Origin of the sequence: Paenibacillus sp. FSL R7-0216 (assembly GCF_037969915.1) — a bacterium.
In the GTDB taxonomy this organism is placed as follows: domain Bacteria; phylum Bacillota; class Bacilli; order Paenibacillales; family Paenibacillaceae; genus Fontibacillus; species Fontibacillus rhizolycopersici.
Window position 1 is genome coordinate 2042297 of the sequence record NZ_CP150222.1, and the last position, 23413, is coordinate 2065709.

Here is a 23413-nt window from a genome sequence, read left to right on the forward strand (position 1 = left end):
CTCTTGTTTAATGCTTGCTCTTAACCTCCAGTTTTACGCCGGATTGCTGGTGAATAATCCGTACCAGTTGCTCCTGCATGTACAATGGGGAGTGGACAAATCCACTTTCGATCCAATGAAAAATCAACCCGAGCAACGCATGCAGCGAATAGATGACCATCAGTTCCGTGTCGATCACTTGAGTCTCGCAGCTTTCGCATCGCAGGTCCTCCATGATGATTTGCTTTAGAGACACCAGGATTTTCTCGCGGAGTGCCGGAAGAACCTCGCTGTGGGTTAGCACGGTATAAAAATCGGCGTTCCGGGCAACGTGATCGAATATCATCACGGAATGCGCATGGAGCTCATGCGGATAAAATACATCGATCTTCTCATATGGCGCCCGGAAGGCAAGAAGCAGATCCTGGATTTTATCTTCGATCATATCGTTTAATAATTCCTCTTTTGTCCCATAATTCGCATAGAACGTCCCGCGGTTATAACCGGCTTGCCTAACGATATCCGTAATCGTGATCGCGTGAAACGGTTGCTGCGCCATCAACTGAAGCAAGGCGGTGCGCAGCGCTGATTTGCTTCGCAGGATTCTCGGGTCCATTTTTGACGTGGTCCGGGGCATCGTTACACCCTCTTTCCTAAGTTTCGTAAACAAAAAGGTCAAGCTTGTCCATTAATCAACAAAGCAGCGTAATTTGCTGATTGCAAGCGTTTACTGTGATTTTTATACTTGAATTACAGATGATTATTAATCAACATATGTACATTTTATCATAAAAGCGGAGGGATAAATGATATGAAGTTAAATGGGAAAGTAGCGGTTGTCACCGGGGCAGCTTCGGGGATGGGGAAAGCGATCGCCGAGTTGTTTGCGGCTGAAGGCGCCCAAGTGGTTGTTTCTGACCTCAACCTGGAGCATGCCAGCAAAGTGGTGGAGGGAATTGAGAGAAAAGGCGGAGTAGCAATCGCGATCGCGGCCAACGTTGCCTCAGAAGAAGACGTACAGCGTTTGATCGACAGTGCCGTGAGCCGCTTTGGTACGGTGGACATCCTGGTTAACAACGCGGGCATTATGGATAACTTCGTTCCTGCCGCCGATATCACGGATGCCTTGTGGGACAAGGTCTTCGCCGTGAATACGACAGGTCCGATGCGGACGATTCGCAAGACACTTCCGATTTTTACAGAGAAAAAAGCAGGGGTTATCGTGAACATCGCTTCAGCCGGCGGTTTGTTCGGCTCCCGGGCAGGAGCGGCTTATACCGCCTCTAAACACGCGGTTGTTGGATTGACGAAGAACGTTGGCTTCCAGTACGCCACGCTCGGGATTCGCTGCAATGCAATTGCCCCGGGGGCGGTGGAAACGAATATCGGTGCGACGCTCACGGCGGTCAATCCGTTTGGCATGGAACGGGCTCAAGTGGGGATGGGCATCAACCCAGGCCTTGGAAAACCTGAGGATATCGCGAAAGTAGCGTTGTTCTTGGCCTCCGACGATTCAAGCTTTATCAACGGCACCACGATTACCGCGGACGCCGGCTGGACAGCTTATTAATCCTAACGACTGGCAGTTCTGCATAAAAAGCGGAACCGAGCCGCACTCTAACGTCTAGGCATACCCTATTTTTACGCAAGTAAAGGAGAGTGCTCTAGGCGATGGAGAAGGATTCGAAACAAATGGACAATCAACGGGAGAAAGCCCCGAAAGCGAAACAAACGGCCAAATTAAAACCGACTCAGGATACAGAGTTTGCCGAGGAGTTGACGAAAAGCGATATCCAATCGGCATTCCAGAACCCGGTTACCGGCGAAGAGCGGTTGTATTAGTACCTGACTGTTTGGCCTATTTGAAAAAGGCAGATCTCTCTATGAGGGGCTGTCTTTTTTTTGCACCGGGATGGATAAACTTGACTTTGAAATACCTATTCTATACATTGGTAAACGACACTTGAGGTCGGTTGACGAAATCATTCAAGAATTTATCCATTCGTTTGAGTTAAGGGAGGTAGCTACAGATGAGCATGAACATAATTGAATTAATCAAAAGCCGGAGAAATATCAAGGCTTTCAAACCTGATCCGATCGATGAAGAAGCGCTGATGGGCTGGCTGGAAGCAGCAAGCTTCGCACCGAATCATCGTTGCAACGAACCGTGGGAGTTGCTTCGCATCGGACCGGAAACGCGGGCAAAGCTGAAGCATAAGAGCGATTTCTGGGGTGCCCCTGTCGTTATCGCGTTGGTATCCAAACCCGGAGCCACGGGGATCGAGCGGGATGAGAATGTCATGGCGGCCGCTTGTTTCGCGCAAAATTTCCAGTTGGCTGCCCACGAGGCCGGCGTCGGCACATTCTGGTCGTCGATCGGCGGCTTGCCTCATAACCGCGAGCTTCTCGGCGTGGCGGAGGGGTACGAGGTAATAGGGGTATTCGGCATTGGGTATCCGGCAGAGGTACCGATTGCGAAGCCGAGAATGCCGATTTCGGCCAAAACCAAGGTTTTGCCTTAAGCATTTTCTCGCGCCTCGCGCTTAGAGGATGAAGCACTCTTATCGTCAAACAGGGATCCTTTCGGTTATAATGAAGGTATTATCCTAGCCATTTCATAGTAAGAGGTGCTTCTATTGGCAGAAGAAGTCTTGTCCAAAGAACGGATTCTCGATACGACCGAGGCGATCCTGCGTAAGTTCGGCCCGGCCAAAACGAATATGTCCGATATCGCTCGGGCGCTTGGCGTGACTCACGCGGCGTTATACCGGTTGTATGATAATAAAGCGGCTTTGAAGGAGGCGGTTGTTGAGCGTTGGTTAGAGCGTTCCCTCCCTCCCTTGCAGGCCGTCGTCGAGGAGGCGGCACCTGCCGCCGATAAGTTGTATCGTTGGTTAGATACACTCCGTAAATTTAAACGGAGCCGCGCCAGCCAGGACCCTGAATTGTTCGAAATGTACTCGTCACTCGTAACAGAAGCGCCTGAAGCTATTCAAGTACATCGCAATCATTTACTGGATCAGTTGGCTACGATGATCAAGGATGGCATAAAGGAAGGGGCCATTGCTAAGCAAGAAGCAAGGACGACCGCGATGGCCGTGTTCATGGCCACGACTCCCTTTCACCATGTCGCTCACTCCGCAGAATGGGAATTGCCCGATGGGGATCAAAGGTTCGATGCCGTCTGGCATCTGATCTCCAACGGTTTGTTTACGAGGTAATAATGAAACTCCTTTGGGTCAGATCAAAGGAGTTTTTCTTTTGTTTCAAGTTACAAGAAAATAAATTTGTATATTGTAAGTTGTAATCCTCTGTGATAGGATATACACATCCAATAGAGGAGGCGATAATCATGTACGTGATCATGGGAGCAACGGGACAAGTAGGAGGAGCCACTGCGAAGGCGTTGCTAGAGCAAGGCGAGCAGGTTAGGGTGGTTGTTCGAAGCAAAGAGAAAGCGGAGATCTGGAGAGAGAACGGTGCTGAGCCGGTGTTCGCCGATTATCGCGATGCGGAGGCTTTACAAGCTGCCTTTACTGACGCGGAGGGCGTATTTGTGATGAACCCGGCTGTTTTCTATCCATCAGAGGGGTTTCCGGAAACAAGGGAAACGGTTGCCGCGGTCGCCCAAGCGCTTATTGGCGCCAGGGTACCGAAATTCGTAGCGTTGTCGTCCGTCGGAGCACATCGCTCGAACGGGCTCGGCATTATCGAATCGCTGCATATTCTGGAGCAGGAGTTGTCCGGCTTGCCGATGCCTTCGGCTTTCCTTCGGGCCGCTTGGTTCCAGGACAACTCCATCTGGGATGTCGAGTCCGCTAGAGATAAAGGGCAGGTTGTTGGATTCCTTCAGCCACTTGATCGCAAAATCCCGATGATTGCCACGGTGGATATTGGGCAAATTGCTGCGAAAACGCTGCGGCAGAGCTGGGAAGGGCTCCGTTACTTGGAGCTGCAAGGACCGGAGCCTTATTCTCCGAATGACATTGCTGAAATTTGGGGGGGATTACTGAATCGTGAGGTTCAAGCTATTGCGCTGCCGCGTGACGAATGGGCAGAAGTTTTCGTCCACCAAGGTGGCCCTGCCGATCGTGTGCATGGCCGGATGGCTATGCTGGACGGTTTCAATACGGGATGGATTGATTTCGAGCGTGAAGGCACTGAGCACATTACTGCGAATATGACGTTGGAAGACACGTTGGAGCAATGGATTAAACAACGCAATGCTTAATGGTTACTAAAATGAAAGCCCCGCCAACTTATCCGCAGATTGCGGAGTTGGCGGGGTTTTTATGATGTGGGGTGATTGATTAACGCGAAAAAACATGCTATATTTATATAGCATGTGTCGAAGGTAACCATTATGAGTATAGCTTTCCTAATTTTATTGTACACAAAAAATCAATTCGCGTCAACCCCCATTTTTATGAAAAGGAGTGCTGATTATGGATCAGGAGCTGAAGCGGGAACAGGAACGGTTGGACCGTGTGATGGAGGTCCTCGCGGAGAGCGTCGGCGAACTGGAGGAGGACACCTCGCGGCGAAGAAATGAAGTCGTCGAGTTCCGCAAGCATTTCTGGGAAGATGTTACGGTCAATCTGGATAACTTCGACGACTTTCTGGAAACGGTCATCAGCCTGCGGCAGCAGGCCGAAGTGTTGTCGTTAAGCCAAAGCAGCCATCGCCAAGCTGCTAAACGCCGGGCCGCGCTGTTACGGATGCAGGAGAATCCTTACTTCGGGCGAATCGATTTCGCCGAAGAAGGCGAGCCGGGGATGGAGCGGGTCTATATCGGTGTCTCGTCCTTGATGGATCCCAGCGGGGAGAGGTTCCTGATTTACGATTGGCGGGCTCCAATCTCCAGCGTCTACTACGATTACGCCCCGGGGCCTGCCGAGTACTCCACGCCAAGCGGGACGATTCATGGGGAGTTGAAGCGGAAATGGCAATATCTGATTCGCCGGGGGCAGATCGAATCGATGTTCGATACTTCACTGACGATCGGGGACGAGGTGCTGCAGGAGGTGCTTGGTCAAACGGCCAATTCGCAGATGCGCAGCATTGTGGCGACGATCCAGCAGGAGCAGAACCGGATCATTCGGCACGACCGCGCCCGGCTGCTCATCGTCCAAGGCGCTGCCGGCAGCGGAAAGACATCGGCTGCTTTACAGCGGATCGCCTATTTGCTGTACAAATACCGCGAACGGATGACGGCGGATCAGATCATCTTATTTTCGCCTAATGTGATGTTTCAGACTTATGTATCAGGCGTGCTCCCCGAGCTTGGAGAGGAGAACATGCAACAGGTGACGTTCCAGGAATACCTCGATCATCGACTTAGCGGTCTTTTCGAGATCGAGGATGCCTACGCGCAGTTGGAATATGCACTGACGGCGAACGATAATCCGGATTATCCGGCGCGTATGGCCGCGATTCGATTAAAGGCGTCTGTGCCATTTTTGGAGGCGATCCAAGCTTATCGTTCTTCCTTGGAGCAAGGCGGCATGCGGTTCCTGCCTTTGCAGTTTCGCGGGGGCACGTTGATTACGGCTGAAGAAATGGCGGAGCAATTTTACGGTGGAGACGAACACTTACGTTTGTCCGGGCGAATCGATCGCCTGACGACATGGTTGAAGGAGCGGATTGGCGAAATCGAGAAGCTGGAACGCCGCAAGCCGTGGGTGCAGGAGGCAATTGAGTTACTGAGCAACGAGCAATATGAACGGGCTTATGAACAGATTCGCAAAAAGCATGGCCTAAACGAAGATTCGGACGAGGAGATCGAGGGCGAACGCTTGGCGAGAGAGCTAGCACGAATGGTCGTGCGCAGGAAGCTGAAGCCGGTGCGGGAACAGATCCGCGAGCTGCGGTTTATCGATCTTGCCGGTATCTATAAACAGCTCTTTGAGACGCCAACCCTCGGTACCGGCTCCTGGTTGGAAGTAGAGGCGCCAGAATTACGGGAAGCTTGGCCGGATATTTGCCGCATCACGATTCAGAACCTGAAGGATGGCAAGTTGTACTATGAGGATGCAACGCCATTTCTGCTGCTGAACGAGCTGATTCTGGGGTTCCAGGCGAACGTGTCTATCCGTCATGTTTTGATCGATGAGGCGCAGGATTACTCTCCGCTTCAGTTCGAGTTTATCAAAAGACTGTTTCCCGCAGCGAAACTGACGGTACTAGGCGACTTCCATCAGGCGATCTTCGCTCACGCTGCCGGTACGGCGGATTTCCAGGGGCTGACTCGCCTTTATGGGCCAGAGGCTACCGAAACGATTTTACTACGCCGCAGTTATCGGTCGACCCGACCGATCGTTGAGTTTACGCGGAGTCTGATCCCTGGCGGCGAAAATATCGAACCGTTCGAGCGTAAAGGGGAGAAGCCAAAGTTAACGCAGGTGGCCGATCTTTCGGAGCTGCACCGCTGCCTTGAACGCAGGGTCGCCGAATTGAAAGCGCGTGGGGCGGATACGATCGCCATCGTATGTCGGTCGGCGGCAGAAAGCGCAGCCGCTTATGCCGCTTTGGGGGGAGAACGAATCCGCGAGCTTAAGCTGGTGACCCGCGATTCAATTGAATACAAGCAGGGCGTGGTGGTCATTCCGGCTTATTTGGCCAAAGGTATCGAGTTTGATGCGGTGATCATTTACGATGCCTCGGTGCGGTCTTATGGAGAAGAGAGCTTGCGACGGTTGTTCTACACGGCCTGCACGCGCGCGATGCATCATTTACAGCTGTTTAGCGTTGGGACGGCGAGTCCGTTTATGGAGCCGGCAATCTCCAAAGGGCTGGTGCTGGTCGAGGAGTAAGGGGGCTAGATCCCGATTTCGAGCAAGTGCGGAATCTCAATTGACAAAACATCCCAAAAGGAATATGGTGTAAATAGTAAGTGGTAAGTAGTAAGTAGTAAGCAGTAAGTAGTAAGTGGTTTTTGACGAAGAAGAAGGTCACTCGATTCCAGACCGATGGGGGAGTTTGGCGATGGCAGAGATAACGGAGTTTACCTTGGCCCAGCGTTTTTCGATGATCGCGCTGAATGCGCAGCGAAGTAACATGATAACGACCGTCAAGAAGATATCGCTTCGCGCGATGGCGGCTGCCGTTGTTCTGGAGGTCTATCTGGACGGCGGGTTAACTGGAACAAATGGCAAGATCCAGCCTGTAACGAGGACGGGGGAGAATGCATCAAGCAAGGTATCGGCATACCGAGAGCTGATTCTGAACGGGGTTAGTTCGAAAGCTCGCGGCCGTCAACATGACTTGTCCTGGTGGTTGAAGCATGCTTCTTCGTTGTCCAAAAGGAAGTTGGCCCGTTTTGAGCTCGCTATGGCGAAGACGCTGTCGGATCTCGGGGGCTTGGAGGAGATCCCGAATTTACTCGGGTGCGATATGTATTACGAATCGGCCGGCGTATCGATCAAAGAATACCGCTGCCCCATCGATGAATATACGCGGATAACGGAGGGATTCCGGGCGGAGATTCTGGAGGATGGACCGGTCAGCGACGATACGGTTTGTCTCTTGTGGTTGCTGCGGGAAAGCGGCTGTTTGCCGGACCTCTTTTCACGAAATGAACTGGACCTTGTGGCGGCTCGCATGATCGGGCTGGACTCCAGCAATCCATTGGCTCATACGATCTTTACTATTGAAATCTATCGGGGATGGGAATTCGCGATCAAGCATGTTTTACGGATGAAAAAAACGTTCGTGCGCACTTCGGTCGGCACCGGTATGCTCTTCCTGTTTCCCTTGCTGGATCGCACGCAGGCGGTTTTTATTGAGACGGAGGCTTGGTTCTCTAACTCCAAGCAACGTCTGGAGGCCGTCAAAGAGCGGCTTGAGGCCCAAGGCCATGTATTTACCGTGTTGAAGGACGGGGAGATCCCCACGATCAAAATCGACAATCAAGTTTATGAAGCGGTTCCTCATTTTGTCACGGTGCGCATCCCGATCCAAGGGGTACGGCTGCTTCCGAAACGCCCGATCTAAAGGAGTCCTGCCCCTATGTCCAGACAACGTACCATGGAAGCCATTCTGGCCTCGGAGTTCGTGACGATCGGCGAACTGGCGCGGCTGACGGCGACCCGCTACAGCACCTTGAAGTTCTACACGGAGGAAGGCATGCTGCCGTTCGAGCAGGCTGAAGAGAATCTGACGCGCCGGTACCGACGGGAAGAAACGGTGGAAAGAATCTCGCGGATCAAGCAACTGCGCTCCGAGGGGATGTCGGTCCCGGAGATCAAGGCGAAGCTATGATGGAATAATTGAATTAGGTGTGCATAGAAGGCCTCCGCGTAAGCGGGGGCTTTTTTTTATAACAGAATCGTAGCTTCCGCCCCCTAATGATCAGAAGTATAATTATGGAAGGGTACAACCTAAACATGAAAGTGGGTTCGAGGATGAATAGGATTACCGTTTATCATTACGATGCGTTTTCAACCAAACCGAACTACGGAAATCCGGCCGGCGTCGTTCTCCATGCGGATTCCTTAAGTGATGCGGACATGCAGCAGATCGCTGGCGTCGTGGGATTTAACGAGACCGTATTTGTGCTCAGGTCCAGCGTAGCCGATCTGCGATTGAGGTATTTTACTCCCGGGCACGAGATCAATTTATGCGGCCATGCCACCATTGCCTCGATCCATTGTTTGAAGGAAAAAGGGGTTTTGCAGAATAAAACCTCCCTTACGATTGAAACCCGTGCCGGTGTTTTGCCGGTTTCTTTGAAGACGGCGGATCCTACGCTGGAGATTGAAATGAGGCAAGATCGCCCACAATTCATCTCATATCACGGAGACGTTGATCAGTTAGCGGGATCCCTGGGTTTGACTGGCAGCGAAATCGACATCTCCCTCCCCATCGTCTATGGAAGTACAGGAACCTGGACCTTGTTAGTCCCCATTCGAAGGTTATCCTCATTTATGAAAATGGCCCCCAAGAATCGCATATTTCCTGACATCTTGAAAGAAAACCCAAGAGCTTCTATCCATCCTTTTTGTATGGAAACGCACGACCCGGGTGCATTTATGCATGCACGACATTTCTCGTCTCCGTATTCAGGAACCCTAGAGGATCCGGTTACCGGAACGGCCTCAGGTGTTATGGGAGCGTATTATTTAACCTATATGAATCAAGTAGTGAGGAAGGTTGAATTTCTAGTAGAGCAAGGGATGGAAATCGGGAGAAATGGAAGAGTGTTCGTGCAAGCCACAAGAGGAGAACAAGATCAGGATTTGGAGATATCCATTAGAGGAACCGCGGTATTCGTAAAGGAAATGAAGATCGAATACGAATAAAAGATAGGTAAGCGTAAAAACCAAGGAGGGAAGTCCCATGCTTAGATTATGTACGGATCAAGATAGGGAGGACATTTATCTGATCATTAACGATGCGGCGCAAGCTTATAAGGGGATCATCCCTGAGGACAGGTATCATGAACCGTATATGACGTGGGATGAATTATTAGATGAAATCAACCAAGGCGTCGTATTTTGGGGATATGAAGAAGATAACCAATTGCTTGGAGTTATGGGGATTCAGGATAAAAGGGAGGTTTCTTTAATTCGTCATGCTTATGTTCGAACTCTGCAACGGAAGAGCGGAATTGGCTCGAAGCTTCTCACGCATCTCATGGCTTTGACCAATAAACCGATCTTGATCGGAACGTGGGCATCGGCGGATTGGGCCATCCGCTTCTATGTCAAGAATGGCTTTCATTTGGTGTCGCCCGAAGAGAAAAATCAATTACTTCGTACCTATTGGAATGTGCCTGCAAGGCAAATCGAGACCTCGGTCGTGTTGAGTAGCGGAGGTGTTGGAGTTTGAAACAAGGTCTTCGGGTGAACAAAGGTTGGCTATGGTTGATGGGCTATTTCCTATTATTGATCTTAGCGACAAACCACGTTTACGGCTATTCCTTATTGGACAGCTTCCTGGAGTTCATAGGGATTGGTAGTTGGACGAGGGAGGGGCAGTTAGGCTGGCATATTACATCCTTGATTGCAATTCCTCTATTATTATTTTGCTTGTACCAGACGGTTCGTTGGTTGAGGGGGAAATATCCTAAAACCCTGCTTATTATGTTCATTGCATCGGTCATCTTGACTGTGGTGTATCCCCAGATCACCAAAGGGATCGTAAATTCTCTCGATGTTTTGTAAGTGGATTCGTGGGAGGTTCTTCTATGCGGAGAAGAATAGACGAATAAGGTGGTCTATGGGCTGCTAAAAGAGGATTGGGAAACAAGCGTATGATTAGCTAGTTAAGCGTAATTTGAGGAATGAGGAAGTGTTAGCGGAATGAATGTTTTTGAGCGTGTGTATGAAATCATGTCGGCATCCTTTCCCGAGATCGAATACCGAACCCAATTTGGGCAAAAAGAGCTGTTGCGGCATCCTGAATATCGGCTGATCACCGAGTCGGATGAGAAGGGACGGATTATCGCCTTTTTGGCGGTTTGGGAATTTCCGATATTCCGTTTTATTGAGCATTTTGCAGTAGATGCAGCTATGAGAGGAGGCGGAATCGGGGATCGGTTGATGAGTCATTATTTGGGCGAGTCGGACAAATTGACTGTTCTCGAGGTGGAACTGCCGGAAGATATCATCTCATGTCGTCGAATCCGGTTTTACGAGAGACTGGGATTCCACCTTAATGAGTATCCCTATGTTCAGCCGCCGTTGAGGGTCGGGGGACAAGATCTACCACTGAAAATCATGAGCTACCCCAAGCCACTCACAGAGCAGGAGTTCCTGGCATGTAAGTCGCTTCTATACGATAAAGTGTATCGCATACCTAATATTTGACAAGAGAGCGAGGAAGATTTTTGAGGCATAAATTTACGATATGGAGTATGGTCACGATGCTACTCTTAGGATCTTGTTCCTTGACTAAGCAAGGAGATGAAGATGAACTCTACCTAATCCAAGAAACTATCCATGGGGAATTCTACTCACCGAGTCAAGATGATGATGTTCAACAAGTTATTCAAGAGCTTGCCCTAAATTACGAATCCAATTATGAGCGATTAACGACCATGTTCCAATTTAGTCCATCTAAGAAAACGAGGGTTCATGTGTATACGGATCGCGAGCAATTTTACAATATCATAGGTCGTCAAACCGAAGGTACATACGATGCCAAAGATAACATTATTAAGGTATTTACCCCGCCGCAAATACGATTTGTTCCTTCTTTACATTCCGAATATACGGATCAATTAGTTCATGAGTTTATTCATGCCATAATCCAACAAATCCATCCGGCGGTTGGAAGTGTGAAGTGGCTGGATGAAGGCACGGCATTTTACGCTGCATTGCAGCTTGAGGACGCACTGAATCAGAAACATCATTTTCGCGAGATTCCAACACTAGAACAGCTAAATAGTCCCACCTTCTTTGATGATTACGGAAGTTCAGCTTATTTCTATAGCGGCTTAATGATCCAGTTCATTGTCGATGAATATGGACTTGAATCGTTAAATGAAATCATTAGAGAACCTCTAGCCTTGGAGACAATCCTGGATACGACCATGGATCAACTATATTTACACTGGAAAGCATACTGCAATAAAGAGATTCTCTCATTGTAGAATGAAATGAAACAGGAGAAATGTTATCCTTACCAATCCAATCCTAAGTAAGGGGGGATATCTTTGAAGCGGATATATCTAATCAGACATTGTAAGGCTAATGGTCAAGAAGCCTCGGCGAAGTTAACGCAGGAAGGAGAAGTTCAGGCGGGGCAACTGGCGGATTTTTTACATGATAGATTCATAGACTGGATGGTGAGCAGCCCCTATCAAAGAGCGGTCTCAACAGTCCAACCGTTATCCCAACGTTTAGGTTTACCTATACATATGGATCATCGTCTTCGTGAGAGAGTCCTGTCGTCAGAGGGGATGCCAGATTGGATGGATAAACTGAGGAAGTCGTTTGATGATCTCGATTTGAAGTTACCGGGTGGTGAATCCTCACGTGAGGCGATGACCCGGGGAGTTGCTGCCATCCAAGACCTCATCCAACGGCCAGAAAGGAATATCGCTGTGGTGACGCACGGAAATCTAATGGCTCTTATCTTGAAACACTTTGATGATTCATTTGGGTTTGAGGCATGGAGTCGGCTTACGAATCCGGATGTTTATGAGCTGGGGTTTACCGGGGATAAGGTAATGGATGTAAAGCGTCTTTGGAAGTAGTTTGGTCGATAAATCGAATACATTTTAGCGTTTTCGTCGGTTTTATCGCAATGTATATGAAAATTCATATAGATATGCACACTTTCAAGTGTTTTGGCCTAAATCTATATGAAAAACCGAATACAATTCGGATTTTTCGTTGCCAGCGCCAATTTAGATATGAAATTTCGAATACAATTCCGATAGTACGTAAAGAAACCATGAACCGAAGTAGAACCATCGACGGGAGGTTTACATCTTGTCCGAACACGAAGAAATGTTGAACGGCGGTAACATCAATCAGGTCGTAAAAGTGGGGGGAACCGTACGAAGAAAGGCAGAGCCCAACCCTTATGTGTATGATTTTCTCAAACACCTTGAAGGTCAAGGGTTTGCTCATTCCCCGAGATTTTTGGGGCGCGATGAACAGGGGAGAGAAATGCTAACTTATCTTGAAGGCGATGTGCCGGGGAACGACTACCCCGAAATTGAACGATATATGTGGTCGGACAGCGTGCTTACCGAGTTGGCTAAGCTCTTGAGAAGTTATCATGATGCCACTGTAGGATTTGTAACCACCCAGGAATCGATTAATAGTTATCCAGATGAAGCATTGCATGAAGTGGTCTGTCATAACGACGCAGCTTTATATAATGTTGTGTTTGATCACAATCGGCCAGTAGGGATCATTGACTTCGATATGGCCGGCCCCGGTCCGCGGTTGTGGGATATCGCTTACACCTTGTATACTTCCGTTCCGCTTGCTGCTTTTTCACCGGGAGAAGTGGATCACGAGGTTGTTCCTTATGACCGGGAGAAGCATGCTTCTCGGCGGAAAAATAGGATTGAGCTGTTCTTCCAATCTTATGGGATGGAAGTCCCGGGTGACCTCAAGAATTGGGTCATTTCTCGAATCCAAACCATGTGCACTACCTTATCCGAGCGTGCCGCATCCGGAGACACGGCATTTATCAAGCTTGTTGACGAAGGCCATTTAGCTCACTACGAGAAGGAAATTAGATTTCTTGAGGAGCATTTTGAGGATTGGACAGAACAACTTTTTTGAAGGTGGTATAACATGAATTATCCGAACATAGAAACCGAAAGACTATTCATGAGAGAATTGACTTTGGCAGATGCAGCCGCCGTATTGAGGCATTTTTCGGTACCGGAGGTCACGAAATTTATGGATATTGAGGTTTGTAAAGATCTTCAGGAGGCCGAAGAGATCATCGCCTTCCATATCCAGGACACGGGATGCCGATACGGATTATTCAGCAAAGAAACCCAGGAGCTCATCGGGACTTGCGGTTACCATTGCTGGTACACCGAAGGGAATCCGGGAACTAAAGCAGAAATCGGGTTTGATTTAGCACCAGGTTATTGGGGTAAGGGACTCATGCAGGAGGCCATGAAACCATTAATCCGTATCGGATTTGAGCTTATGGGGCTGGACTATATTGAGGCGACGACGGAAGTCGATAACCTCCAATCTCAGAGACTGCTTCAGAAGTTGGGGTTTCACCAAGAAAGTGAGTTAAAAGAAGGACTACTCTATTTTACGTTGAGGAGAAAATAAGTTGAGCGCAAAATACACCGTAATTCATAGAGTACCTACGTTGGAGGAATATACTAAACTTTGCACCGTCGTAGGTTGGAAAGAGTTTATGAACTTTGAGGTCGCCGACCTATCCTTAAGCCAATCGATATTCAGCGTTGTTGTGGAGCAGAAGGGTGAAGTGGTCGGGATGGGGCGGATCGTAGGGGATGGTCAGATTTATTTTTACATACAGGATGTTGCTGTGGATCCCGATCATCAAGGACAGGGCGTGGGACGACAGATCATGGAGGCTTTGGTGAATTACCTAAAAGAAAATGCACCGGAAAAAGCTTTCGTAGGCTTGTTTGCGTCCCAGGGAAAGGAAGCGTTCTATCGTCAATATGGGCTTAACGATCACGAAGGAATGATCGGGATGTTTGGGGTTGTGATGGGACGAAAAATTCTTTGAGTACGCTTAGAGGGAGAACGAATGATGATTGAACATGCCAATCCAACCAATCTGGATGATGTAACTCGTTTGGCGTTGAAGCTTTGGCCGGATCATGAATGGTCGGAACTACGAGGTGAGTTCGAAGATGTACTAGCATCCGAGAAAGATAAGGTTTTTCTGGCTGCCATTGATAGTAACTATATCGGATTCTTGCATATGTCCCTTCGATTTGACTATGTAGAAGGCTCCAGTTCAAGTCCGGTCGGGTATGTAGAAGGAATTTACGTAGACGAAAATCATCGAAATCAAGGAATCTCGAGGCAATTGGTGGCGGCGGGGGAAGTTTGGGCGAAATCTCTGGGATGTAAAGAGTTGGGGTCGGACACAGGATGGGATAACCAGGTAAGCCAAGCGTTTCACCAAAAGATTGGATTTAGGGAAGCCGGTAGAATCGTAGCGTTTATGAAGGAGATTGGCTAAATGGAAGATATGCCAAGGGGCCGCTTTGTAATTATGACGGTAGGAATGACGCATAGCGGAAAAACGACATTTGCCACAGAGCTGGAAAAAGTCTTGCAGCAAGATGCGGTGGTCATTGATCAGGACAATCATGCTGCGTTCATTAACGCGCATTATATGAAATTGCGCCCCTCGGAAGGGCCAAATACGTTAAAGTTCTCCATCACCCATACCATTGTGGCGTATGCGGTAGAACACAGTCACATGCACATCATTCTGAGTAATTCAAATTTGCATGAACCCTCGCGAAGGAATGTGCTTCGCTATTTTCAGGAGAAGGGATTTAAGCGAATTCTGGTTTACTTTGATTTGCCCTTCCATTTGCTAGAGGAACGCGTGGAAAAGACGCAGAGAAAAAATAAGATCTTTCGAAATGCGTCTAGTTTTTCGGAAGTTTTGGATCGACAAAGAGATTCGAAACAGGATCAACCGGGACTAGAAGAAGCGGACTATTTATTTGTCATTAAGGATCCGCGCGACTTCCCTGTAATCCTTGGGCAGATCCGGGATCTCTGCATGGATAACGAACGGGGGGAGCAAGAGTGAACATTGAGTTCGCCACCGAAGCAGACATCGATTATATCAGCGAAAGGGACAAACATCTCGCAAGGACGCTAATTCCAACCAAGATTATGGCGAGGGAAATCTACATCCTTCGGGAATCCAACCAAGCCATCGGCTGGATGAGGTTCAATTATTTTTGGGACAACACGCCGTTTATGAATCTCATATGGATTGACGAACCTTATCGGGGGCAGGGACTTGGCAAGAATGTTGTCCTGCACTGGGAAGAGCAAATGAGAGAGCAGGGCTTTCAAGTCGTAATGACCTCGACGCAATCCAACGAGGATGCGCAGCATTTCTACCGGAAGCTTGGATATGTCGACGTCGGGTGTTTGCTGCAGGAGAAGGATCCTCTTGAAATTCTCTTGTCCAAAAAGCTATAGCATAGATTTATAGGAGGGAATCGGCGGCGGCCGGTTCCCTCCTGCTTTGTTTTTAGGACGATATAAGGTCGTTGTCTGGAATTCCTGACGCTTCTACCATAAAGGGGAAAACCAGATGAGGTGATGAGAGATGAAAACGATTCTTGAGCTGGAACAGCGTTTGAGCGAGCCCTCAGACCGGCTGGTTCGGGATCTTGCAGGGCTGGACGGCGATGTTCTGATTCTGGGTGTCGGCGGGAAAATGGGCCCCAGCTTGGCCAAACTGCTTGCCCGGGGCTTGGCCGCCGCAGGGAAGAACGCCAGGGTCACCGGCGTCTCCCGGTTCTCCGCGGGGACGCTGAGGGAGGAGCTGGAGGCAGCGGGCATCCGCACCGTTTCGGCGGATTTACTGGAAGAAGCCGCGTTGTCGCGTCTGCCGGAGGCACGGAATGTCATCTACATGGCCGGCCACAAATTCGGGACGACTGGACGCGAGTATTATACCTGGGCTATGAATGCCTATCTCCCGGGGCGGGTGGCGGAGAAATTTAAAGCCTCGCGGATCGTGGCTTTCTCGTCCGGCAATATTTACCCGCTGACGGCGGTTACCCAGGGCGGGGCTTCGGAGGAAACCGCCCCCGCGCCAATCGGCGAATATGCACAATCTTGCTTGGGGCGGGAGCGGGTCTTTGAATATTTTTCCCGTAAGAACGGTACCCCGCTTGTCAACTTTCGGCTGAATTATGCGATTGATCTGCGGTATGGCATTTTGCTGGAGGTAGCCAAGGCGGTGAAGGAACGGGAGCCCATCGACCTGAACATGGGTCTGGTAAACGTCATTTGGCAGGGGGACGCCAATGAGATGGCGATCCGTTCGCTGTTGCATTGCGATTCGCCGCCGAAGACGTTCAATATCACTGGGCCGGAGACGGTATCGATCCGTTGGCTGGCCGAACGGTTTGGCGAAGCCTTCGGAATCCGGCCGGTATTCACCGGGGAGGAACAGGCGACGGCGTTATTAAGCAATGCTTCCGCATCGCATGCTTTATTGGGGTATCCACGGGTTTCACTCCGAGAAATGATGTGTTGGACCGCGGATTGGGTCGAGATTGGCGGAAATACGTTAGGGAAACCTACCCATTTTCAGGAAAGGGGAGGGGTGTTCTGATGGGCAATCAACCGCAGTTGAAACCCGAGCTGCACAAGCTGCTGCAACGGGGAACGGTGATCCCCGCGCACCCGCTGGCGCTGGACGCGACGCGCCGGTTGGATGAGCGCAGACAACGCGCGTTAACGCGTTATTATATCGCCGCTGGGAGCGGCGGGATCGCGGTAGGGGTTCACTCAACGCAATTTCAGATCCGCGACCCTGAAATTGGTTTGTTTGAGCCGGTACTCCGCCTGGCCGCCGAGGAGGTGGAAGCCGCCGGGCTACAGCGCCCGTTCCTGAAGGTGGCAGGCATCTGCGGCCCAACCGAGCAGGCGGTTCGCGAAGCCGAGCTGGCCGCCGGGCTCGGGTATGACCTGGGCCTGGTCAGCAACGGCGGGCTGGCGGATGACAGCGAGGCGGAGCTGATCCGCCGCACGGAAGCGATCGCCGCGGTGATCCCCGTCTGCGGGTTTTATTTGCAGCCGGCGGTGGGCGGGAAGCGGCTTAGCTACGCGTTTTGGCGGGATCTGGCCGAGCTGCCGGGGGTCAAGGCGATCAAAATTGCCCCCTTTAACCGCTATCAGACGCTGGACGTGGTGCGGGCCGTATGCGAATCCAGTCGCCGGGACGAGATTGCGCTTTATACCGGAAACGACGATAACATCGTCGCGGATTTGCTCACCGTATTCAGCTACCGCACAACCTCGAGGGAAACGGTGGAGAAGCGGATCGTCGGCGGACTGCTGGGCCACTGGGCGGTATGGACGTCCCAAGCGGTGGAGCTGCTGGAGGAGATCATTGCTCTCCGCGAGAGCGGCGCCCCCATCCCTGCGGAGTTGCTAACGCGCGGCATGCGAATCACCGATGCGAACGCAGCCCTTTTTGATGCGGCTAACGGGTTTCAAGGTTGTCTTCCGGGCATCCATGAAGTGTTGCGCCGCCAAGGCTTGTTGGCCGGACGTTGGTGCCTCGATCCCGAAGAAGAGCTGTCGCCCGGACAAATTGCAGAAATTGAACGCGTTTATCGCGCATATCCTGATCTTAACGATGATCGGTTTGTCCAAGAAGGGTTGGAAGAGTGGCTGGGGCTTTAACTGAAGACGACATGGGAAATCAAATGCCTTGTGGACCGATGGATGAGTCATGAAGGAGGCTAGCAAAGCAAATGGCGTTAGGAGAGGATGATAACCCGGTAACCCGGCGTTTTTACTGGATTGAGGAGGAACGACCCTTTATTGTGGATGCCTGCCGCAAGCATTGGCCCGAAGAAGTGAAGCAGGTGCTCCACCGGGCTGATTTGGCCGCGCGAAACACGTTTATTTTCACCCATCGTTGGGATATGGAGCGCTGCGAAGAGGAGGTGGCTTTCCCGAACGGCATTGATTGGTATTACCGGCATAACGGGGATCTGGAATGGCTCGTCATGCTGAACCGGGCGAGATACATGGGCGAGTTGGGGCAAGCCTATTGGTTAACCGGCCAAGAATCGTATGCGCTGGCGTATATCCGGCTGCTGAAGGATTGGATGAGACAAAACCCGCTGACCGAAGCGGAAGTGTTGGAGAGCGCTGATCGCAGCTTCAATGTCAAGGATACTTGGCGCAAGCTGGACAGCGGCATCCGAATCACCCATTGGCTTAAAGGCTATTATTGCGTGCGCGGCTCGAAGCATTGGGGGACGGAGGAAGAGACGGTATTCCTCGAAGCGGTCCGACGGCATGGGATGTACCTGAGCGTCGCCTATACGTCGCATGACCGGCAAAGCAACTGGGGATTTCTCGAAACGAATGGCCTGTTTCAATTGGCACTGCTATTTCCCGATCTGGAGGAAGCGGAAAAATGGCGGCAAACCGCGGTCCAGCGCTTGGTGGAGATGTGCCCGTTACAGGTTTTTGAGGACGGCTTGCAAAATGAACAAAGCAGCATGTACCACCATGAGGTGCTGCATTGCCTGTTCGAATCGGTTTGGCTTGCGGAGCTTAACGGCATCGCGTTGCCGCCCACCCTCCATGATACTCTAAACCGAATGTACACCGCCTCGCTGGCGATCATCCAACCGGACGGACGCCAGCCGAATTTTAGCGACAGCGACAGTACGGATATCCGGGACGTGCTCGCGAGAGGGGCCGTGCTGTATCGGAGAGGCGATCTGAAATCGCAAGCCTATGGATCGCTGGATTACGAAGGAATCTGGTATTACGGACAAAGAGGGTTCGAACTCTACGAGAAACTCGAAGCAACGGTGCCGGAGTTCGTCTCCAAGGAGCTGGCGCAAGGCGGGTATGCCTTTATGCGCAGCGATTGGGAGCCTACGGCTCGTTATCTCTGGTTCGATAACGGGCATATGGACGTGATTCGGGCCCACGGACATGACGATGCCCTGCATATCAGTTTGTTTGCTTACGGCCGCGAGTTTCTGGTCGATCCGGGACGGTGCACCTACATGGAAACCCGTGATCGCCAGTATTTCAAGGAATCACTCCAACACAATACGATTTCCGTCGACGGACAGACGATATCGGACTACGTGGATTCCTGGAAGTGGAGGAACGTGGCTCGTTCGTTCGGTCGCGTGTGGCAGACCGCCCCGGGCTACGACTATGCCCAAGGGGGACATGACGGCTATTGGCGGTTGCACCATCCGGTTCAGGTGATGCGCCAAATCCTGTTCGTGAAGCCGGATTATTGGGTTGTCGTCGATACCTGCCTGTCCCACGGCGACGAGGAACACGCCTACGCGCTGCCGTTTCATTTAGCCGAGGGGCTGGAGGTGCGGTTTCAAGCCGAGAATCGCCTCGTGATCGGAGACGCCGGTGACATCGGGAGCGGGGGACCGGTGCTTCGAATCCTTCCGCTTCATCCTGTGAAAATCGACGTCGAACCGAGCTGGGTCTCGCGCAACTATAACGAGAAGACGCCCGCCTGCAAAGTCGTCCTTCGGCAATCCGGGCAAGGGTTTACGAAGTTTGTCACGGTGTTGGTTCCAGCCCGGCGGCAGAGCGAGGCGCCGCCGGCCATCCGCCAACTGGACGTGCTGGACAGCTACGGCCGCCCGGTTCCAAGGGAGCTGGCGACGGCACTGTCGGTCACACATGAGAGCGGGGAGGATGCGGTGTTATTTTCACACCAAGGGCCTCGGGGGTACCAGTTTGCAAACGTGCACCTTAGCGGGGATGTGCTGCTGGTTCGCCGAGCTCACGCCGCAGCGCCTTTCGCTCAAACGTATATTGTGAATGTTTAGCGTGCGCGCGATTTTGGGGCGATTTAAGGACGTTGAACTCTATTTCGGGGTCCTTTACTTTGAAGATAATCACAACACCACTCCCATCGACCTTCTTGAAATAGCTTACATGGGGTGGGGAATAAGCAAGGGGGATGGAAATGGGACGTCAGGGCATGAAACGGAAAGGGATCGGAGCAATCGTCATTTTGACGTTTGTGTTGTTGATTTCGGCATGTTCCGGGGGAGGGAACGGGACTCCGTCCACGAATGGCGGCGGGACCGGAGGGAACGGAGGTACGGCGGAAGGGCAGCAGCAAAATCAACCGCAAGAAACGGCCGACAAGCCGGTGGAGTTGAGACTAGGCTATTATTCCTCGGCACAAACCGATGCGAAGATGCAGGAGCTGATCGCCAAGTTTCAGGAGAAGCATCCGAATATCACGATCAAGACGGAATCCTCGCCTTACAATCAGTTCTTCCAAAAGCTCGACACGCAGATTGCGGCGGAAAGCGCGCCTGATCTCTGGCTGTCCGACGGCGTGCTCGTCCCCAAATACGCGGAACGCGGCGTATTAAAGGATTTGACCGAATGGATTGATCGGGACTTGAAGAAGGACGACTATTACGGCCTCGACTTCAACAAAGATGCGAACGGGAAATACTGGGGCGTCCCGCAGGGGATTCAAATCGCCGTCCTCTACTATAACAAGGACATGTTCGACGAGGCTAAGGTCGCGTATCCAACAGAGGATTGGAACTGGGACGATCTCAAGGCAGCGGCGGAGAAGCTGACCAAGGATTCGAACGGAGCGTATGCGACGGATGCCGCTTTTGACAAAAATAAAGTCGCGCAATACGGCTTAACGTTCTTCAGCATTACCGAAGGCTGGATGACGGTGCTGAAATCGTACGGCGGCGGCGTCCTGGACGAAACGCTGACGAAGTCGATCATCCATACGCCAGAGAACAAGCAAGCGATGGAATGGATCGTAGACGGTATGCAGCGTGAACTGTTAACAACCCCTTCTGATTTGAAAAGCTTCCAAAGCAACATGGCGCCATTTCCTAGCAAAGCCGCAGCCATGCGCATCGGGATCTATGCCCGCACAATCGATGCGAATGCAGCGGGGTTGAATTATGACGTGACCCTGCTGCCCAAGGGGCCGGACGGCAAACGGTTCTCCCCGGTCATCGCGAACTCCTGGGTCATCAACAAGAAGGCGGAAGGGGCGAAAGGCGACGCGGCTTGGGAATGGGTGAAATACTGGGCGACCGAAGACGAAGCGCAAAATGAATGGGCGGCCCTGGGAGAAGCGGTGCCGGTCAAAAAATCGGTGGCGAACTCCGAGCAATTCTTAAGCGGCAACCCGGAGAACAAGAAGGCATTCCTTGATAGCTTTGAATTCGCCGGCACGCTAGACGTCAACGCGGTTTGGAGCGAATGGGTCGGGAAGTTTGGGGACAACATCAACCGGGCTTTTGAAGGCGAGATTAGCGTCGACGAGGCCTTAACCCAAGCAGATAAAGAGGTACAGCAGGTGCTGGATGAATTTTATAAGAAATAGAGGCGGATGACCAAATCGATAAGAAAGCGTGATGAACATGGTGGGGAAAACGGCAGATCTACGGACAGGAGACCTGGCTCATACCGGGTCTTCCCCGATCCGCAAAAAACGAAGTCGGTTGCATCACGATGGCAAATGGGGGCTCCTGATGGTGACCCCTTATCTCATTCATTTTCTCGTATTTGTACTCGGGTCGCTCTTGGCCTCCTTATATTTCAGCTTCTCTGAATATGATATCCTGAACCCGCCGAAATGGACCGGAATGGACAATTACGCCAAGCTGCTGAACGAGCCGGTATTCTGGAAGGCGCTGGGGAACACCGTTTATTTCACGATCTTGTTCGTGCCGCTGCAGACCTTCTTTGCCCTCGTACTCGCGGTGGCGCTAAATCAGAAGCTGCGGGCGCTGAAAATGTTCCGTCTCGCGCATTTCTTGCCGGTCATCTCCTCCTGGACGGTCATCATGTACGTGTCGGACGCGGTGTTTAACCCGAGGTTTGGCTTTGCCAACTCGCTCTTGCAGGCGTTAGGCCTGGATCCTCAGAAGTGGCTGCAGGATGAGCATCTCGTCATTCCGTTGCTCGTGCTGATTGCAGTATGGAAGGGCATCGGGTACATTATGGTGATTTATTTGGCTGGACTGCAAAATGTCCCGTCCGAGGTGTACGAAGCGGCCGAAATCGACGGCGCGGGCACGCTTCAGAAGTTCCGCCGCATCACCGTGCCGCTGATCTCGGGCACCACGTTCCTCGTGCTAATCATGAGCACGATATCGACGTTCCAGGCGTTTGAGCAAATCTACGTCATGACCGGCGGGGCGATGGACGCTTCGTCCGCAGGAGGGCCAAACAAAGCAAGCCTTGTGCTGATGATTTACTTGTATCAGGAGGGATTTTCGTTCTTGCGTATGGGGTATGCCTCCGCGATCGCCTGGGTGCTGTTCGTGATCCTGTTCTTGCTGACGGTCGTCCAAATGACGTTGCAGAAGAAGTGGGTGCATTACGAATGAGAAAGAAAAAAATCGCCGGTTATACGGTCATTATTTGCAGCTCGCTGATCATGCTGCTGCCTTTTCTTACGACGGTGTTTAATTCCTTGAAAAGCTACGCTCAATACACCAAAGTTCCTCCAGAGTGGTTTCCTTCTCCCGTGCAGTGGAGCAATTACGTTGAGGTCTGGAAGCTTGGGGCGTTTGGCCAGTATACGATGAACAGCGTTATCATTACCGTGCTGTCGGTCATCGGTGCGCTGATCTCGTGCTCCATGGTCGCTTTCGCGTTTGCCAGGCTGAAGTTTCCGTTCAAAAATACGCTGTTCCTCGTCGTTCTCGGCACGATGATGATTCCGCCGGTCGTCCTGATCATTCCGCAGTTCGTAATCTTTAAGTCGTTGCATCTGCTCGACACGCTGACTCCGCTTTGGATCATCGAATGGTTGGCCCAGCCGTTTGGCATTTTTCTCATGCGACAAGCCTTTCTGGGCATCCCGCGAGATTATGAGGAATCAGCCCGGTTAGACGGCTGTAATCCGATGCAAATCTATTGGCGGATCTTTATGCCGATGTGCAAGCCGACCTTCGCAACGCTGGCGGTGTTCACGTTCATGACGAAATGGAACGAGATTTTGTCTCCGGCCATCTTCCTAACGTCGAAGGAGAACTTTACGCTGCCGATCGGCATCTTGTCCATGGCCGGACAATGGTCGGGCAATGAGCAGTATATGGTGGCCGCCGCGCTGATGAGCTTGATTCCGATCCTGCTCGTGTTTCTGTTCGCGGAGAAATACTTTGTGCAAGGCAGCAATTCCGCCGGCATTAAGTAGAGACGGTGGGATTGTGCCAAGGCAACAATTCTGCCGGCATTAAGTAGAGGCGGTAAAGGAG

At 51.3% G+C, this 23413-nt stretch carries 27 protein-coding genes; 26 read left to right on the forward strand and 1 reads right to left on the reverse strand.

Annotated elements, in window-relative coordinates; translation table 11 throughout:
* Nucleotides 1-7 precede the first annotated feature (7 nt).
* A complete protein-coding gene (locus MKZ15_RS09065; protein ID WP_339821338.1) occupies nucleotides 8-616 on the reverse strand; it encodes a TetR/AcrR family transcriptional regulator in 609 nt (202 codons plus the stop codon).
* Nucleotides 617-790: 174 nt separating this feature from the next.
* Between MKZ15_RS09065 and MKZ15_RS09070 the strand changes: the two genes are divergently transcribed.
* The 26 genes from MKZ15_RS09070 to MKZ15_RS09195 all read left to right on the forward strand — a co-directional run bounded on the left by MKZ15_RS09070 (nucleotide 791) and on the right by MKZ15_RS09195 (nucleotide 23352).
* The gene (locus MKZ15_RS09070) at nucleotides 791-1549 is read left to right on the forward strand and encodes an SDR family oxidoreductase (RefSeq protein WP_339821340.1); all 759 of its coding nucleotides are present in this window, start codon (nucleotides 791-793) and stop codon (nucleotides 1547-1549) included.
* A gap of 101 nt (nucleotides 1550-1650) precedes the next feature.
* The gene (locus MKZ15_RS09075) at nucleotides 1651-1821 is read left to right on the forward strand and encodes a hypothetical protein (protein WP_339821342.1); all 171 of its coding nucleotides are present in this window, start codon (nucleotides 1651-1653) and stop codon (nucleotides 1819-1821) included.
* 194 nt (nucleotides 1822-2015) lie between these two features.
* The gene (locus MKZ15_RS09080; protein ID WP_339822370.1) at nucleotides 2016-2501 is read left to right on the forward strand and encodes a nitroreductase; all 486 of its coding nucleotides are present in this window, start codon (nucleotides 2016-2018) and stop codon (nucleotides 2499-2501) included.
* A gap of 114 nt (nucleotides 2502-2615) precedes the next feature.
* Complete coding sequence (locus MKZ15_RS09085; RefSeq protein ID WP_339821344.1) at nucleotides 2616-3200, forward strand: TetR family transcriptional regulator; 585 nt, start codon at nucleotides 2616-2618, stop codon at nucleotides 3198-3200.
* A 131-nt stretch (nucleotides 3201-3331) separates the two neighbouring features.
* The gene (locus tag MKZ15_RS09090) at nucleotides 3332-4210 is read left to right on the forward strand and encodes an NmrA family NAD(P)-binding protein (RefSeq protein ID WP_339821346.1); all 879 of its coding nucleotides are present in this window, start codon (nucleotides 3332-3334) and stop codon (nucleotides 4208-4210) included.
* A gap of 214 nt (nucleotides 4211-4424) precedes the next feature.
* Nucleotides 4425-6791 (forward strand): RNA polymerase recycling motor HelD, encoded by a 2367-nt coding sequence (helD, locus tag MKZ15_RS09095; RefSeq protein ID WP_339821348.1) that lies wholly within the window; start codon nucleotides 4425-4427, stop codon nucleotides 6789-6791.
* A 172-nt stretch (nucleotides 6792-6963) separates the two neighbouring features.
* Nucleotides 6964-7971: a GPP34 family phosphoprotein gene (locus MKZ15_RS09100; RefSeq protein ID WP_339821350.1), complete on the forward strand. Its 1008-nt coding sequence runs from the start codon at nucleotides 6964-6966 to the stop codon at nucleotides 7969-7971.
* A gap of 15 nt (nucleotides 7972-7986) precedes the next feature.
* The gene (locus MKZ15_RS09105; RefSeq protein ID WP_155605151.1) at nucleotides 7987-8238 is read left to right on the forward strand and encodes a helix-turn-helix domain-containing protein; all 252 of its coding nucleotides are present in this window, start codon (nucleotides 7987-7989) and stop codon (nucleotides 8236-8238) included.
* 143 nt (nucleotides 8239-8381) lie between these two features.
* The gene (locus MKZ15_RS09110; RefSeq protein WP_339822373.1) at nucleotides 8382-9278 is read left to right on the forward strand and encodes a PhzF family phenazine biosynthesis protein; all 897 of its coding nucleotides are present in this window, start codon (nucleotides 8382-8384) and stop codon (nucleotides 9276-9278) included.
* Nucleotides 9279-9315: 37 nt separating this feature from the next.
* Nucleotides 9316-9807 carry a GNAT family N-acetyltransferase gene (locus MKZ15_RS09115; RefSeq protein ID WP_339821352.1) on the forward strand — a complete coding sequence of 164 codons (492 nt, stop codon included), beginning with the start codon at nucleotides 9316-9318 and terminating at the stop codon, nucleotides 9805-9807.
* Complete coding sequence (locus tag MKZ15_RS09120) at nucleotides 9804-10142, forward strand: hypothetical protein (RefSeq protein WP_339821354.1); 339 nt, start codon at nucleotides 9804-9806, stop codon at nucleotides 10140-10142. The genes MKZ15_RS09115 and MKZ15_RS09120 overlap by 4 nt, the downstream gene beginning before the upstream one ends.
* A gap of 138 nt (nucleotides 10143-10280) precedes the next feature.
* Nucleotides 10281-10787, forward strand: a complete 507-nt coding sequence (locus MKZ15_RS09125; protein ID WP_155605155.1) for a GNAT family N-acetyltransferase — start codon at nucleotides 10281-10283, stop codon at nucleotides 10785-10787.
* An 80-nt stretch (nucleotides 10788-10867) separates the two neighbouring features.
* Complete coding sequence (locus MKZ15_RS09130; protein ID WP_339821356.1) at nucleotides 10868-11572, forward strand: hypothetical protein; 705 nt, start codon at nucleotides 10868-10870, stop codon at nucleotides 11570-11572.
* A 63-nt stretch (nucleotides 11573-11635) separates the two neighbouring features.
* The gene (locus MKZ15_RS09135; protein ID WP_339821358.1) at nucleotides 11636-12178 is read left to right on the forward strand and encodes a histidine phosphatase family protein; all 543 of its coding nucleotides are present in this window, start codon (nucleotides 11636-11638) and stop codon (nucleotides 12176-12178) included.
* 238 nt (nucleotides 12179-12416) lie between these two features.
* A complete protein-coding gene (locus MKZ15_RS09140) occupies nucleotides 12417-13223 on the forward strand; it encodes an aminoglycoside phosphotransferase family protein (protein ID WP_339821360.1) in 807 nt (268 codons plus the stop codon).
* 12 nt (nucleotides 13224-13235) lie between these two features.
* Nucleotides 13236-13736: a GNAT family N-acetyltransferase gene (locus tag MKZ15_RS09145; protein WP_339821362.1), complete on the forward strand. Its 501-nt coding sequence runs from the start codon at nucleotides 13236-13238 to the stop codon at nucleotides 13734-13736.
* 1 nt (nucleotide 13737) lies between these two features.
* Nucleotides 13738-14166 (forward strand): GNAT family N-acetyltransferase, encoded by a 429-nt coding sequence (locus MKZ15_RS09150; protein ID WP_339821364.1) that lies wholly within the window; start codon nucleotides 13738-13740, stop codon nucleotides 14164-14166.
* Between the two features lie 21 nt (nucleotides 14167-14187).
* Nucleotides 14188-14628 carry an aminoglycoside 6'-N-acetyltransferase gene (gene aac(6'), locus MKZ15_RS09155; protein ID WP_339821366.1) on the forward strand — a complete coding sequence of 147 codons (441 nt, stop codon included), beginning with the start codon at nucleotides 14188-14190 and terminating at the stop codon, nucleotides 14626-14628.
* Nucleotides 14629-15213: an ATP-binding protein gene (locus MKZ15_RS09160; RefSeq protein ID WP_339821368.1), complete on the forward strand. Its 585-nt coding sequence runs from the start codon at nucleotides 14629-14631 to the stop codon at nucleotides 15211-15213.
* Nucleotides 15210-15614: a GNAT family N-acetyltransferase gene (locus MKZ15_RS09165; RefSeq protein ID WP_339821370.1), complete on the forward strand. Its 405-nt coding sequence runs from the start codon at nucleotides 15210-15212 to the stop codon at nucleotides 15612-15614. The genes MKZ15_RS09160 and MKZ15_RS09165 overlap by 4 nt, the downstream gene beginning before the upstream one ends.
* Nucleotides 15615-15744: 130 nt before the next feature.
* Nucleotides 15745-16761: an NAD(P)-dependent oxidoreductase gene (locus tag MKZ15_RS09170; protein WP_339821372.1), complete on the forward strand. Its 1017-nt coding sequence runs from the start codon at nucleotides 15745-15747 to the stop codon at nucleotides 16759-16761.
* Nucleotides 16761-17837 carry a dihydrodipicolinate synthase family protein gene (locus MKZ15_RS09175; RefSeq protein ID WP_339821374.1) on the forward strand — a complete coding sequence of 359 codons (1077 nt, stop codon included), beginning with the start codon at nucleotides 16761-16763 and terminating at the stop codon, nucleotides 17835-17837. The genes MKZ15_RS09170 and MKZ15_RS09175 overlap by 1 nt, the downstream gene beginning before the upstream one ends.
* Nucleotides 17838-17908: 71 nt before the next feature.
* Nucleotides 17909-19984: an alginate lyase family protein gene (locus MKZ15_RS09180; RefSeq protein WP_339821376.1), complete on the forward strand. Its 2076-nt coding sequence runs from the start codon at nucleotides 17909-17911 to the stop codon at nucleotides 19982-19984.
* Between the two features lie 140 nt (nucleotides 19985-20124).
* Complete coding sequence (locus MKZ15_RS09185; protein WP_339821378.1) at nucleotides 20125-21531, forward strand: sugar ABC transporter substrate-binding protein; 1407 nt, start codon at nucleotides 20125-20127, stop codon at nucleotides 21529-21531.
* Nucleotides 21532-21568: 37 nt separating this feature from the next.
* A complete protein-coding gene (locus MKZ15_RS09190) occupies nucleotides 21569-22540 on the forward strand; it encodes a sugar ABC transporter permease (protein ID WP_339821380.1) in 972 nt (323 codons plus the stop codon).
* On the forward strand, nucleotides 22537-23352 hold the full coding sequence (locus MKZ15_RS09195; protein WP_193415091.1) for a carbohydrate ABC transporter permease: 816 nt from the start codon (nucleotides 22537-22539) through the stop codon (nucleotides 23350-23352). The genes MKZ15_RS09190 and MKZ15_RS09195 overlap by 4 nt, the downstream gene beginning before the upstream one ends.
* Nucleotides 23353-23413: the final 61 nt, after the last annotated feature.

Bases quoted from the DNA above. Each gene is read 5' to 3' on its own strand.
- MKZ15_RS09065 (WP_339821338.1), bottom strand. From the start codon at position 616: ATGCCCCGGACCACGTCAAAAATGGACCCGAGAATCCTGCGAAGCAAA.
- MKZ15_RS09070 (WP_339821340.1), top strand. From the start codon at position 791: ATGAAGTTAAATGGGAAAGTAGCGGTTGTCACCGGGGCAGCTTCGGGG.
- MKZ15_RS09075 (WP_339821342.1), top strand. From the start codon at position 1,651: ATGGAGAAGGATTCGAAACAAATGGACAATCAACGGGAGAAAGCCCCG.
- MKZ15_RS09080 (WP_339822370.1), top strand. From the start codon at position 2,016: ATGAACATAATTGAATTAATCAAAAGCCGGAGAAATATCAAGGCTTTC.
- MKZ15_RS09090 (WP_339821346.1), top strand. From the start codon at position 3,332: ATGTACGTGATCATGGGAGCAACGGGACAAGTAGGAGGAGCCACTGCG.
- helD (WP_339821348.1), top strand. From the start codon at position 4,425: ATGGATCAGGAGCTGAAGCGGGAACAGGAACGGTTGGACCGTGTGATG.
- MKZ15_RS09100 (WP_339821350.1), top strand. From the start codon at position 6,964: ATGGCAGAGATAACGGAGTTTACCTTGGCCCAGCGTTTTTCGATGATC.
- MKZ15_RS09105 (WP_155605151.1), top strand. From the start codon at position 7,987: ATGTCCAGACAACGTACCATGGAAGCCATTCTGGCCTCGGAGTTCGTG.
- MKZ15_RS09110 (WP_339822373.1), top strand. From the start codon at position 8,382: ATGAATAGGATTACCGTTTATCATTACGATGCGTTTTCAACCAAACCG.
- MKZ15_RS09115 (WP_339821352.1), top strand. From the start codon at position 9,316: ATGCTTAGATTATGTACGGATCAAGATAGGGAGGACATTTATCTGATC.
- MKZ15_RS09125 (WP_155605155.1), top strand. From the start codon at position 10,281: ATGAATGTTTTTGAGCGTGTGTATGAAATCATGTCGGCATCCTTTCCC.
- MKZ15_RS09145 (WP_339821362.1), top strand. From the start codon at position 13,236: ATGAATTATCCGAACATAGAAACCGAAAGACTATTCATGAGAGAATTG.
- MKZ15_RS09160 (WP_339821368.1), top strand. From the start codon at position 14,629: ATGGAAGATATGCCAAGGGGCCGCTTTGTAATTATGACGGTAGGAATG.
- MKZ15_RS09170 (WP_339821372.1), top strand. From the start codon at position 15,745: ATGAAAACGATTCTTGAGCTGGAACAGCGTTTGAGCGAGCCCTCAGAC.
- MKZ15_RS09175 (WP_339821374.1), top strand. From the start codon at position 16,761: ATGGGCAATCAACCGCAGTTGAAACCCGAGCTGCACAAGCTGCTGCAA.
- MKZ15_RS09180 (WP_339821376.1), top strand. From the start codon at position 17,909: ATGGCGTTAGGAGAGGATGATAACCCGGTAACCCGGCGTTTTTACTGG.
- MKZ15_RS09185 (WP_339821378.1), top strand. From the start codon at position 20,125: ATGGGACGTCAGGGCATGAAACGGAAAGGGATCGGAGCAATCGTCATT.
- MKZ15_RS09190 (WP_339821380.1), top strand. From the start codon at position 21,569: ATGGTGGGGAAAACGGCAGATCTACGGACAGGAGACCTGGCTCATACC.
- MKZ15_RS09195 (WP_193415091.1), top strand. From the start codon at position 22,537: ATGAGAAAGAAAAAAATCGCCGGTTATACGGTCATTATTTGCAGCTCG.